Origin of the sequence: Aliarcobacter sp., from assembly GCF_041672065.1 — a bacterium.
Lineage (GTDB): Bacteria > Campylobacterota > Campylobacteria > Campylobacterales > Arcobacteraceae > Aliarcobacter > Aliarcobacter skirrowii.
In genome coordinates, this window is sequence record NZ_JBAZAH010000052.1 from 1 (window position 1) to 11,971 (window position 11,971).

General features: G+C 29.2%; 14 protein-coding genes and 1 pseudogene. 7 read left to right on the forward strand and 8 right to left on the reverse strand.

From position 1 onward, the window contains the following. From WC168_RS07715 to WC168_RS07725, 3 genes are all read left to right on the forward strand, one after another. On the forward strand, positions 1 to 2,588 hold a 2,588-nt coding region (locus WC168_RS07715), incomplete at its 5' end, for a valine--tRNA ligase (RefSeq protein WP_372618513.1). A gap of 68 nt (positions 2,589 to 2,656) precedes the next feature. Then, the gene (locus WC168_RS07720) at positions 2,657 to 2,929 is read left to right on the forward strand and encodes a type II toxin-antitoxin system Phd/YefM family antitoxin (RefSeq protein WP_066158708.1); all 273 of its coding nucleotides are present in this window, start codon (positions 2,657 to 2,659) and stop codon (positions 2,927 to 2,929) included. A gap of 3 nt (positions 2,930 to 2,932) precedes the next feature. After that, entirely contained in the window at positions 2,933 to 3,256 is a 324-nt protein-coding gene (locus WC168_RS07725; protein ID WP_372618515.1) for a type II toxin-antitoxin system RelE/ParE family toxin, read from the forward strand. 22 nt (positions 3,257 to 3,278) lie between these two features. On the opposite strand, the gene WC168_RS07730 is transcribed toward WC168_RS07725, so the two are convergent. Beyond that, entirely contained in the window at positions 3,279 to 4,601 is a 1,323-nt protein-coding gene (locus WC168_RS07730; protein ID WP_372618517.1) for an MFS transporter, read from the reverse strand. A gap of 85 nt (positions 4,602 to 4,686) precedes the next feature. On the opposite strand from WC168_RS07730, the gene WC168_RS07735 reads away from it, so the two are divergent. Then, positions 4,687 to 5,286, forward strand: coding sequence for a non-canonical purine NTP pyrophosphatase (locus tag WC168_RS07735; protein ID WP_372618519.1), 600 nt, complete (start codon positions 4,687 to 4,689; stop codon positions 5,284 to 5,286). Here WC168_RS07735 and WC168_RS07740 read toward each other — a convergent pair. Genes WC168_RS07740 through WC168_RS07755 form a run of 4 tightly spaced genes read right to left on the reverse strand, consistent with a single transcriptional unit; the run spans position 5,281 to position 6,973 of the window. Then, a complete protein-coding gene (locus WC168_RS07740) occupies positions 5,281 to 5,610 on the reverse strand; it encodes a hypothetical protein (RefSeq protein WP_372618521.1) in 330 nt (109 codons plus the stop codon). The two genes, WC168_RS07735 and WC168_RS07740, sit on opposite strands and share 6 nt — an antisense overlap. Next, positions 5,607 to 5,951 (reverse strand): hypothetical protein, encoded by a 345-nt coding sequence (locus WC168_RS07745; RefSeq protein ID WP_372618523.1) that lies wholly within the window; start codon positions 5,949 to 5,951, stop codon positions 5,607 to 5,609. Before WC168_RS07745 ends, WC168_RS07740 begins: the two co-directional genes overlap by 4 nt. Then, a complete protein-coding gene (locus WC168_RS07750; RefSeq protein WP_372618525.1) occupies positions 5,941 to 6,171 on the reverse strand; it encodes a hypothetical protein in 231 nt (76 codons plus the stop codon). Before WC168_RS07750 ends, WC168_RS07745 begins: the two co-directional genes overlap by 11 nt. A gap of 37 nt (positions 6,172 to 6,208) precedes the next feature. After that, complete coding sequence (locus WC168_RS07755; protein ID WP_129098688.1) at positions 6,209 to 6,973, reverse strand: pyrroline-5-carboxylate reductase; 765 nt, start codon at positions 6,971 to 6,973, stop codon at positions 6,209 to 6,211. 106 nt (positions 6,974 to 7,079) lie between these two features. On the opposite strand from WC168_RS07755, the gene WC168_RS07760 reads away from it, so the two are divergent. The 3 genes from WC168_RS07760 to WC168_RS07770 are packed head-to-tail and all read left to right on the forward strand — an operon-like array spanning position 7,080 to position 10,744. Next, positions 7,080 to 7,733 carry an outer membrane protein assembly factor BamD gene (locus tag WC168_RS07760; protein WP_066158731.1) on the forward strand — a complete coding sequence of 218 codons (654 nt, stop codon included), beginning with the start codon at positions 7,080 to 7,082 and terminating at the stop codon, positions 7,731 to 7,733. 38 nt (positions 7,734 to 7,771) lie between these two features. Beyond that, positions 7,772 to 10,186: an endopeptidase La gene (lon, locus tag WC168_RS07765; protein WP_372618527.1), complete on the forward strand. Its 2,415-nt coding sequence runs from the start codon at positions 7,772 to 7,774 to the stop codon at positions 10,184 to 10,186. Then, on the forward strand, positions 10,187 to 10,744 hold the full coding sequence (locus WC168_RS07770; protein ID WP_129098686.1) for a rhomboid family intramembrane serine protease: 558 nt from the start codon (positions 10,187 to 10,189) through the stop codon (positions 10,742 to 10,744). Between the two features lie 8 nt (positions 10,745 to 10,752). On the opposite strand, the gene WC168_RS07775 is transcribed toward WC168_RS07770, so the two are convergent. From WC168_RS07775 to WC168_RS07785, 3 genes and pseudogenes are all read right to left on the reverse strand, one after another. Next, on the reverse strand, positions 10,753 to 11,562 hold the full coding sequence (locus tag WC168_RS07775) for a methyl-accepting chemotaxis protein (RefSeq protein ID WP_372618529.1): 810 nt from the start codon (positions 11,560 to 11,562) through the stop codon (positions 10,753 to 10,755). 27 nt (positions 11,563 to 11,589) lie between these two features. Then, a pseudogene (locus WC168_RS07780) lies at positions 11,590 to 11,796 on the reverse strand (PAS domain-containing protein); the annotation flags it as partial. After that, on the reverse strand, positions 11,793 to 11,971 hold a 179-nt coding region (locus tag WC168_RS07785; protein WP_372618531.1), incomplete at its 5' end, for a transposase. The pseudogene WC168_RS07780 and the gene WC168_RS07785, both read right to left, overlap by 4 nt.

The window sequence follows — 11,971 nt, forward strand, 5'->3', positions numbered from 1 at the left end:
TAGAAGATAGTTTTTATAAAATTTGGGAAGATAGAGGTTATTTTGAGATTGATGGAAACAGATCAATTCAAGAGCCAAATAAAAATTTTGCAATTATGATGCCACCTCCAAATGTAACGGGAAGCTTACATATTGGACATGCGCTTACATTTACATTGCAAGATATTATTACAAGATATAAAAGAATGGATGGGTATAAAACTCTTTGGCAACCAGGAACTGACCATGCTGGAATTGCAACTCAAAATGTTGTTGAAAAACAACTTTTAAAAGAGGGCACTACAAAAGAGGCTTTAGGAAGAGAAAAATTCTTAGAAAGAGTTTGGAAGTGGAAAGAGTTTAGTGGTGGAACAATAGTTCATCAAATGAGAAAACTAGGAGTAAGTCCTGCTTGGTCAAGAGAGCGATTTACTATGGATGAGGGTTTAAAAGAGGCTGTAAAAGAGGCTTTTGTTAAACTTTATGATGAGGGTATGATTACTCAAAACAACTATATGGTAAATTGGTGTACACATGATGGAGCATTAAGTGATATTGAAGTTGAACACGAAGAGGTAAATGGTAAGTTCTATCATATGAACTATCACTTTGCAGATGGAAGTGGTTTTTTAACAGTTGCTACAACAAGACCTGAAACATACTTTGGCGATACTGCAATTATGGTTCATCCAGATGATGAGAGATACACAAATATTGTAGGACGTGAGGTAGTTTTACCTTTGACAAATAGAAAAATAAAAGTAATTACAGACTCTCATGTTGATATGAGTTTTGGAACAGGTGTTGTAAAAGTTACTCCAGCTCACGATACAAATGACTATGAAGTAGGGCTTAGACACAATCTAGAGTTTATAAAATGCTTTGATGAAAAAGGTATTTTAAATGATTATTGTGGAGAGTTTAAAGGTTTAGAGCGATTAGAAGCAAGACCTTTGATTGTTAAAAAACTTCAAGATGAGGGATTTATTGTAAAAATAGAGGAGCATATTCATCAAGTAGGGCACTGCTATAGATGTAAAAATATAGTTGAACCATATATTTCAAAACAGTGGTTTGTAAAAAAAGAGGTTGCTAAAAAATCAATTGAAAAAACTTATGCAGGTGAAGCAAAATTTCATCCAAGTCACTGGTTAAACTCATATAGAGCTTGGATGGATGAGTTAAGAGATTGGTGTATTTCAAGACAACTTTGGTGGGGACATAGAATTCCAGTGTTCTATTGCGATAGCTGTAATCACCAATGGGCAACAAAAGAGGACGAACCAAAAGAGTGTCCAAAATGTGCAAGTTCAAAAATAAAGCAAGACCCAGATGTTTTAGATACTTGGTTTAGTAGTGCTTTATGGGCATTTTCACCACTTGGTTGGGGAAATAATGGTCAAATGCAAAAAACATTTGGTGAAAACGATTTAAAAGATTTTTATCCAAACTCACTTTTAATAACTGGATTTGATATTATGTTCTTCTGGGTTGCTAGAATGATGATGATGGGTGAACATTTCATGGGGCAACTTCCATTTAAAGATATCTATATGCACGCGTTAGTTCGAGATGAGCATGGTGCAAAAATGAGTAAATCTAAAGGAAATGTAATAGATCCTCTTGATATGGTTGAAACTCATAGTGCTGATATTATTAGATTTACTTTAGCATATCTTGCAATTCAAGGAAGAGATATAAAACTTGGTGAAAAAAATCTTGAGCAGTTTAGAAACTTTACAAATAAACTTTACAATGCTTCAAACTTTTTAACACTAAATGTAGATACATTCCCTGATTTAAAAGATATTGAAATCAAAACTCCTCTTGGACTTTATATGCAAAGCAAACTTAGCCATGCTGTTGATGAGGTAAGAAATTCACTTGATAGTTATAAGTTTAATGAAGCTGCAAGTACACTTTATAGATTTGTTTGGATGGAGTTTTGTGATTGGGGAATTGAGTACTCAAAAGCTAGCAAAGATTCTGTTGTTGAACTTGGAGCAATTTTCAAAGAGACATTAAAAATGGTTAGTCCATTTATGCCTTTTATTTCAGACTATTTATATCACAAATTAAGTGGAACAACACTTGAAAATGGTGATTCATTAATGATTATGAACTTCCCAAAAGAGATTAAAAAAGATGAAAATATTGAAAATATGTTCTCTATAATTGAAGAGGCGATTATAAGTATAAGAAGAGCTAAAACTCTAATTGATATGGGTAACTCTAAAATCGAAAAAGCATATCTAAAACTTGATGTTAAAATTGATGAAGATGTTGCAAAACCATTTATTGAAAAATTAGCAAAAGTTGAAAATATTGAGTTTGTAAATTCAAAAGTTGAAAACTCTATAACAGATGTTTCAAACAATCTTGAGGTTTATATTCCAACAAGTGCAATTGATATGAAACCAATTATTGAAAAACTTGAAAAACAACAAGAGAAAGCACAAAAAGAGTTTGATAAGTTAAATAGTATGTTATCAAATGAAAGATTTGTTGCAAATGCACCTGCAAATGTAATTGAAGAGAATAAAAAAGCTCTTGAAGAAGTAAAAACAAGGTTAGAAAAAATTGAAGCAGAACTTAAAAGTTTGAGTTAAACTCAAACTTTTAATACCAAATAAAAACTAAATTTGGTACAATATATCAAATATTTAAAGGATTTCAAATGAATTTAAGTAGTGATATAAAACCAATCTCTTATCTAAAATCCAAAACAGCAGAAGTTATAAATGAAGCAAATGAAAATAAAAGAGCAATAATCATAACTCAAAATGGTGAAGCAAAAGTTGTAATTCAAGATATTAAGACTTATGAAAATATGCAAAACTCAATAAATCTATTAAAACTTATTGTTCAAAGTGAAAATGATATAGAAAATGGTGATGTTTTAAACCAAGAAGAGATATTTTCAAATTTAGAAAAAAAACTTTTTGAGTAATTTATGAAAAAGTTTGAAGTTTTATGGACAAAAAGTGCCGAATATGATTTGGAATTGATTATACAGTATTTAAAACTTGATAGTGTCTCTATTGCAAAAGAGATTTTTATTGATATAAAAAAAGAGTGTGAAAATTTGTACTATTTTCCCCAAAGAAAAAGAGTTGTACCAGAGCTTCAACAAATAGGAATTTTTAAATATAGAGAAATTATCTATAAAAGATGGAGAGTTATATTTAAAATTGAAAATGAAAAAGTTTATATTTTATTAGTAGTAGATACAAGTAGAAATTTGGAAGATATTTTGTTTCAAAGATTAATGAGATAAATCTTCCAAAAAGAAGATTTATCTATCTTAAAATATTTTTTATCTCATCTTCACTAATCTTATCATCACTATATTTTACTACTAAAATATTTTCACTATTATTGATATACCACTCAATAATATTCTCATTTTCATTTAGTCTTTTACTATTTTCAAGTTTGTACTCATCTAAACTTAGATAAACATTTTTTGTTTTTGATGGATTTTTCATTAAAATTATTAATAAAGCCCATAAAACACATACAACTGCAACAATCAATGAGAAGTTTTCAAGCTCATAAGAACTAAACTTATCAAGCATAATACCACCAAAAACTCCACCAAAAAATGTTCCTAAATATCCAAAAGAGTTAAAAACTCCAAGCACACTTCCTCTTTGATGAACTTTTGCAAATTTTGTTGTAAGTGATTGCATAATTGGTTCATGCATATTAAACCCAATAAAGAATATTACAACCCCAACACTAAAAACAAAAGCACTTGAACTAAAACCAATAACTAAATAAGAGATTATAAAAAACAAAATTCCTATTAATAAAACCTCTCTATATTTTCCTTTTTTCTCTGCAATTACTGCAGCTGGTCCCATAGCTAAAAGTCCCAAAATCATAGATGGAATATATACTTGCCACAAATCTTTAATCTCCCAACTATAAACTTTTGTAAGAATAATTGGAATAACTAAAAATGCAAAAGTCATTAAAGCTTTTTGTAAAAAGTTTGTAAGGTGCATTTTGTTTATATTTGCATTTCCAAAAACATCTTTTAATTTTAGTTTTTCATTATAAGAGTGAGTTATTTTTGGAGGATTTGGTACTTTTTTTACTAAGATATAAATAGCAATTAAAGATAAAACCATAGTTATATAAAATAGTGCAGGAACTCCAGCCATTCCACTAATAAGTGGACTTAAACCCATAGCAAGAGCAAAAGATATACCAATAAATCCACCCATAATAGCCATTGCTTTTGATCTTTGCTCCTCTTTTACAACATCACTAATCATGGCAGTCACAACTGCCCCAATAGCTCCAGCTCCTTGCAAAAGTCGTCCAAGCATTAAAGTGAAAATATCAATAGCAATTGCACAAATAAAAGAACCAATAGCAAATAGTAAAAGTCCAGTTACAATTGTGCCTTTTCTTCCTAGTTTATCACTCATAATTCCAAAAGGAGTTTGAAAAATAACTTGAGTTAAGGCATAACCACCAACAACAATTCCAACTAATGTAGCATTTGCACCTTGAAGAGTAAAAGCATATACAGAGATAACTGGAAGAACAATAAAAAGCCCAAAAAATCTAAGAGCAATAATAAAACTTAATGGCATAACTGATTTAAACATACATAATCCTAAATATATTATAATTAAAACTTTGATTATATACTAAGATAGCTTTTAATATGGAAGTTAATAAAAAGGATAGATAGTGAAGATAGTATTAGCAAGTGCAAATAAGGGAAAAATAGAGGAGTTTAAAAAACTTCTTCCAAAAAATGAAGTTGTTGCATATAGTGATATTTTAGGAAAATTTGATATTCCTGAAACTGGAACTACTTTTAAAGAGAATGCAATTATAAAAGCAAGTGCTATAAATGAGAGATTAAAAGAAAAAGGTGAAAAAGATTTTGTGGTTATCTCTGATGATTCAGGAATATCACTTCCTATTTTAAATCAAGCACCTGGAGTTTATAGTGCAAGATTTGCTGGTTTAAATGCAAGTGATAAAGAGAATAATGCAAAATTAATCTCAAAATTAAATGAACTAAACTTAGAAAAAACAGCTGCTTTTTATACAGCTTGTATAGCAATAATTTATAAAGATTTCACATATACAGTTCATGGATTTATGCATGGAGATGCAATAAATAAAGAAGTAGGAACAAACGGTTTTGGGTATGATCCACTATTTATTCCAAAAAACTTTTCAAAAACTTTAGGAGAGTTGGATTTTGAAGTTAAGCAAAAATTTTCTCATAGAAGCAAAGCTTTAGATTTGGCAAAAAAAGTTTTAGATGTGATTTTATAGGTATATAGTTTTTGTAACTCTTACTTTAAATTTAGAAGATGATACTACTAGAAAATATTTTTTAGTAGTATCATCATATTTTTTAATAGTTAGTAAAAAATCATTATCAACTATCTCTAAATTCAAAAAGCTGTCTAACTCATCTTCGTTTATACTTAAAAGATAGTTTTCCAAAAATATAAGATGAGATTTTGCTTGAATAAAATGTAATTTTTCATTTACAACTCTACTTTTTAGTGCATTTGCCTCTAAAATATTTTTTGCAGCAAAACTAAATATTACAACAATAACTAAAGTTGAAAATAGAATATATGATTTTTTCATAACTCTTTTATATACCAAATAATATTTTCACTATCATGAGTTTTTAAGTTTATAATAAAAAATCCACTCTCTTTTTTTATAGAAAAGCTATCTAAATTTAAAAATAGTGGCTCATTTTTAAAGTATAAATTACTATTTTTAAACTCTAACTCAAATAAAGATTCTCTGTTTTTTTCCAAAAAAGCTCTTAAACTATTCAAAGATAACTCTTTTATAGCTAACTCTTGATTGTTTTTATTGAAAGTAACAACACTTTTATAAACATAAGATGAAAGAATCAATAAAGTAGAGCTTAAAATCAAAGCAATTAAAAATTCAAATAGAGCAAAACTATTTTTCATAAAAAACAACCTTTAAATCACTATAATTATACTCATAAAGAGTTATATTTATCTCTTCAAAGCTGTCATTTTTTCTTACTTCAAGAGTTTTGTTTGATTTTTTAAATTTAGATAAATCTTTTTTTTCTAAACTATTTTCAATCTCCAAAAGAGTGGAAAAATAGTTTTTATTTGAGATGTTAGTTGTAGTTTTAAAAAGAGCTAAAGAAATAGCAGTCAAAAGCACAATAGAGATTAAAACCTCTATTAGTGTAAAACTACTTTTCAGATATCTTTTGTGATTTGTTAAACGAACCTTCAATTGCTTGTATAAAAGCATTTCTAACTCCTGCTTCCTCAAGTTTTGCATATCCAGCAGCTGTTGTTCCAGCTGGACTCATAACACTATCTTTTATAATTGCAGCGTGAGAGTGTTGTAAAAGTGAAGATGTACTAGAGAAAAGTCCTTGAACTAAATGTTGAGCCATATGTCTATCAAGACCAACTTTAACAGCACCATCACAAATTGCCTCAGCAACCAAAGCTAAAAATGCAGGTCCACTTGCACTAATAGCACTTGCTATATCAAGATGAGTTTCACTATTTACCCAAATAGCCTCTCCAATAGAGTTGAAAATATCAATTGCCATCTCTTTTATCTCAATATCTCCTGTTAATGTTGTCATTGAGTTTTGAACACTAGCTGCAATATTTGGCATAGATCTTACATAATGTTTTGCGCTTATTTGTTTTTTTAAATACTCAAGTTTAGTTCCAGCTAAAATAGATATAAAAGAGTTAGCAGTTCCATTTAGACGAATAGAAACACTCTCCAAAGCATAAGGTTTTACACAAAATATAATATTTTTTCCACTAATATCTTCTACATCGCTTAACTCTTTGATTTCAAGTTGTGGGATTTTTTGTTTTATCTGTTGTAATTTATTAATCTCTCTTCCAATCATCTCTACTTCATACTTTTTTACAAGTCCAATAGCAAGTGATTGAGCCATAATTCCATTTCCAATTAAAGTTAGTTTCATAATCATACCTTAAAATTTTTGGCTACATTATAACCAAAAAAATGCTCTATATATAGTTTAAACCATTTTTGGCTAATATAATTGCTTTAAAATTAAGGAATTATAGATGTTAAAAGAGTTAAAGATAAAAAATATCTTATTTGTTTTTTCACTAATATTTATCTTAAATGCTTGTTCATCAAAGAGCGAAAAAGAGTATAACAAGCCAGATACTTATTGGTACAATCAGCTATTAAAAGATATCTCAATGGGCGATTTAGAAGCTGCTGATGATACTTTTATATCACTTGAAAGTGAGCATAGAAATTCACTTTTAATTCAACCATCAATTCTAATTTTGGTAAATGCTCATATGCAAGAAGAGCAATATATCCTTGCAAACTTCTATTTAGATGAGTATTTAAAAAGATTTACTTTAAGTCGTGATGTTGATTATATTAGATATTTAAAGATAAAATCAAACTTTATGGGATTTAAGATGCCAAATAGAGATCAACAACTAATAGATGATACTTTAGCTTTAGTTGATGAGTTTAAATTAAGATATAAAAACTCACAATACTTGCCTTTGGTAAATAGTATAAACTCAAGACTTCTTATGGCAAGAGCTTTAATGGACAAAGAGATTTCAGAGCTTTATACAAGAAGAGATAAACCTGAGGCTTCACAGTTTTATTTAGAAAAATCAAAACAATCTTGGCACTATATAGATGATATAGAAAAGCCAAAAACACCTTTTATTAGAAGTTTATTTGAATAAAAATATAGAATATAGAAATTTTAAGGAGAAATAAAAATATGTTATCAAATTATGATAATTTCCCACAAACAGTACCTTTGGTTATAGAAGATGAGATTTTTTTATATCCATTTATGATAACACCACTTTTTTTAAGTACAGAAGATAATATAAAGGCAGTAGAACACGCTATTGAGTTTAATAAACCAATTATGATAGTTGTTTCAAAACCTTCAAAAGAGGGAACTAGGCAAGAGGATAGTTTTTATAATATTGGAGTTGTTGGTAATGTTATGAGAAAAGTATCACTACCTGAGGGTAAAATAAAAGTTTTATTTCAAGGAATATCAAAAGCAAAAGTTGTTAATTTTTCACTTGATTCAAAAATTTTTGCAACTATTGATTTAGTACAAGATAGTTTTAAAAATGATATAGAGCTAAAATCATTGGTAAATATTCTGCTTGATAGTGTAAAAAAATTAGCAAAACTAAACAACAAATTCCCAACAGATTTAATAAAAGCAATAGAAGAAAATGAAGATGCTTCAAGAGTTGCTGATTTAATCTCATCTGTTTTAAAACTAAAAAAAGAGGAAGCCTATAAAATCTACTCAAATGATAGTTTAGAGCAAAGAGTTATAGATATTATTGAGTATGTAAAAAACGAAATAGAGTCATATAAAATTCAAAAAGAGATAACTCAAAAGGTAAACTCAAAAATAGAGAAAACTCATAAAGATTACTTCTTAAAAGAGCAGATAAAAGCTATTCAAAAAGAGCTTGGAACTGACAATCAAAAAGAAGAAGAGATAAAATCTTTCAAAAAGAAACTAAAAGCAAAAAAAGAGTTTATGAGTAAAGAGGCTTATAAAGAGACAAAAAAACAAATAGATAAATTAAGTCGCCTAAATCCAGACTCTCCAGATGCTTCACTTCTTCAAACTTATGTAGAGATGGTTTTAGATATACCTTTTGGAGAGTATTCAAATAGTAAAATCTCAGTTGCAAGTGTTGAAAAACAGTTAAATAAAGACCACTACTCACTAGAAAAACCAAAACAAAGAATTGCAGAGTATTTTGCAGTAAAACAGTTATTGGAACTTAGAAATATAAAAGATTTAGAGTCAAAAGGGACAGTTTTATGTTTTGTAGGACCTCCAGGTGTTGGTAAAACTTCACTAGCAAACTCTATTTCAAAAGCCCTTGATAGACCACTTGTAAGAGTTGCTCTTGGTGGAATGGAAGATGTAAATGAGCTAAGAGGTCATAGAAGAACTTATGTAGGAGCAATGCCAGGGCGTCTTGTAAAAGGCTTAATTGATGCAAAGAAGATGAATCCAGTTATTGTTTTAGATGAGATTGATAAACTAGGAGCTAACCACAGAGGTGATCCAGCTGCTGTGATGCTTGAGATTTTAGATCCTGAACAAAATCATGAGTTTAGAGATTTGTATCTAAACTTTCCTATTGATTTATCGCAAGTAATATTTGTATCAACAGCAAATGATATAAGAAAAATCCCAGCACCACTTAGAGATAGAATGGAGTTTATAGAGTTAAACTCATACACTCCAAATGAAAAATACCATATTGCAAAAGATTATTTAATCCCTCAAGAGCTTGAAAAGCATGGACTTAAAAAAGAGGAAGTATCTTTAAGTAAGGCTACTATTGATTTGATTATCTTAAAATATACAAGAGAAGCAGGGGTGCGAAATCTGCGAAGAGTATTTTCAAAACTATTTAGAAAAGTTGTAAAACAGATTTTAAACGACCAATCAATTCAAAAAGTAACAATAGGTACAAAAGATTTAAAAGATTATTTAGACAATCCAATTTTTGAGATTGAACCAGCTGATAAAGTAGATGTTGTAGGTGTTGCAAATGGACTTGCATGGACAGCAGTTGGTGGAGATATTTTAAAAATTGAGACAATCAAGCTAAAAGGAAAGGGTGATTTAAAAGTTACTGGAAACCTAGGTGATGTTATGAAAGAGTCTTCATTTATCTCTTATGCAGTTGTAAAACATCTAATAGACAACAACATTTTAAAAATAGATGAAAACCAAATTCCAAAAACAGCAAAAGAGAAAGATGAGAATACAAAACTAGATTCAAGTGAGATATACAAAAGATATGATATTCATCTTCATATTCCTGAGGGTGCAACACCAAAAGATGGACCAAGTGCTGGTATAACAATGGCATTAGCAATAGCTTCAGTATTAAGTAACAAAAAAATAAAAGCAGATGTTGCAATGACAGGAGAGCTTACACTTTTAGGAAAAGTTCTACCAATTGGTGGATTAAAAGAGAAGCTAATAGCTGCTTATAAAGCAAAAATAAAAAAAGTTCTAATTCCTAAAAAGAATTATGAAAGAGATTTAGAAGATATTCCAGATGAGGTAAAACAAGCCTTAGAGATAAAAGTTGTAAATAGTATTGAAGATGTTTTAAAAGAGGCTTTGGTTTAAATGCAGTTTGTAGAGCAAAAAAAACTTACAGCCACAAATTTTTTAATAGCAATAACAATAATAGCCTATATTATTCAAACAACTATTCAAAGTGGTTCTATTTTGATGGGTTTAAATATCTATTTTCTAATAGGTGAATTTTATTGGCAACCACTATCAAGCATCTTTGCTCATGGTGGAATTGCTCATTTAGCTATGAATATGTTTGTTTTATGGCAGTTTGGAAATATGATAGAGAGATTTATTGGAAGCAAAAATTTCTTAGCTCTATATTTTATCACAGGTATTTTAACCTCTCTTTTATCATTTTTATATATCTTTTATTTAGATATTGGTGTAAATTTAGTAGGTGCAAGTGGTGCTATATGTGCAATTTTAGGCTTTTATGCATATTTTGTAAAAGATGAGAGAAAAGCTATTGTTACTTGGATTTTATTAATCTCAGTTGCACCACTACTTATTGGACTTCCAATAGCTTGGTATGCTCACTTTATAGGTCTTGCTATTGGATTTATTTATGCAATTATCTATAAAGTAGTAGTTTTAAAAAGAAGATAGTGCTTAAATTAATTAAGCACTTTTAATTTTTCAATCAACTCATTAGAGATTTCAATCAACTCATTAGAGCTTTTTTGAGTAGTTTTTGCCTCTTTGTCTGTATTGCTTGTACTTGAAGATACTCTTACCATATTTTGTGATATTTGATTTAGAGTTTGACTTGTTTGCGAAGCATTTGATGCAAGCTCATTTGATATAACTTGTTGCTCTCTTACAGAACTTGAGATAGTTGAAGATATATTGCTTATATTTTCTATCTTATCATCAATTTTATGAATAGAATCCAAAGAGTTTTTAACTAAGTTTTGAATTAATCCTATAGCTTCATTTATATTTTTAGCAGCCTCATTTGATCTAGTTGCTAAATTTCGCACCTCTTGTGCAACAACTGCAAAACCTTTTCCAGCCTCTCCAGCAGTAGCAGCTTCAACAGCAGCATTTAGACTTAAAATATTTGTTTGAAATGCAATTTGAGAAATCACCTCAATAGTATCTCCAATTTTTATAGACTCCTCATTTAGTTTTAGCATAGCATTTGAACTCTCTTTTGATTGCTCTTTTGCTTCAAGAACTATTTTTTCACTTTCAGATGTTGTATTTGAGATATTTGTAATTGAACTTAGCATATTCTCTATTTTATTTGAAAGCTCTAAAACAGCAGCATCAAGCTCTTCAATAGATACACTAACTTCTTGAGAGCCTTTCATACTTACATCTGCTTCTTTTACCATTGTTGTTGAAGCATTTTGTAAATCTTGTAAAGATTTTGTCAAATCTTCAATCTTTTTACCAACTTCAAACATAGCAAATTTTTTCAAACTTATATCTGTAGCATATTTTATAACCTTAAAAGGTTTTCTATCTAAATCAAAAATAGGGTTGTATGTAGCTTGTATCCAAACCTCTTTTCCATTTTTCCCAATTCTAAGATACTCAGCACTATCAAACTCGCCACTATTTAGTTTTTTCCAAAACTCTTTATACTCATTTGAATTTTTATCAAATTTTTGCGAAAAACACCGTCTTTTAAGTCGGTGATGTAAGCAAACTATTTAGGTGTTTCTTGTTCATTGATATATTTCTTTACAACTTCCAAACTTGCACCACCGCAACTTCCTGCAAAATAGCTTGGACTCCAAAGTGAATCACCCCATAATTTAGAATCAACACTTTTAAATTTTTGTTGTTTTACTTTTCTGCTTGAAACTCCTTTTAGTGAGTTTACAA